We start from the raw sequence: 460 nt of genomic DNA, 5'->3' as shown, positions 1-460 counted from the left end.
CCACCTCGCCCCTGCCCTTCGAGGGCACCACCGTCTCCCGCCTGCGCTACCTCGAGGCCCGCGCCGCGTTCGGCCTCACGGCGCGCGAGCAGCTCACGAGCGGGTGCCACGTGCACGTCGCCGTCGCGGACGACACCGAGGGGGTCGCCGTCCTCGACCGCATCGGGCCGTGGCTCCCCACGCTCCTCGCGCTGAGCCCCAACTCCCCGTTCTGGCAGGGCCAGGACAGCGGGTACGCGAGCTTCCGGTCCCAGGTCTGGTCCCGCTGGCCGACGTCGGGGCCCACCCGGGCGTTCGGCTCGCCCGAGGCGTACCGCGACGCGGTCGACACCCTCGTCGCGACCGGCACGATCCTCGACGAGAACATGGTCTACTTCGACGCCCGGCTGTCGTCGCGCTACCCGACGGTCGAGATCCGCGTCGCCGACGTGTGCCTCGACCCCGACACCGCGACGCTCCT

1 protein-coding gene is annotated in these 460 nt (G+C 73.7%); it reads left to right on the top strand.

The genetic code is table 11. From position 1 onward, the window contains the following. Positions 1 to 460 (top strand): YbdK family carboxylate-amine ligase (locus G3I78_RS48185; RefSeq protein ID WP_164436954.1); only part of this gene is annotated, 460 nt, incomplete at both ends.

It is taken from the genome of Streptomyces sp. SID13726 (assembly GCF_010548375.1).
Taxonomy (GTDB): domain Bacteria; phylum Actinomycetota; class Actinomycetes; order Streptomycetales; family Streptomycetaceae; genus Streptomyces.
This window is presented reverse-complemented; position numbering and strand designations above follow the sequence as displayed.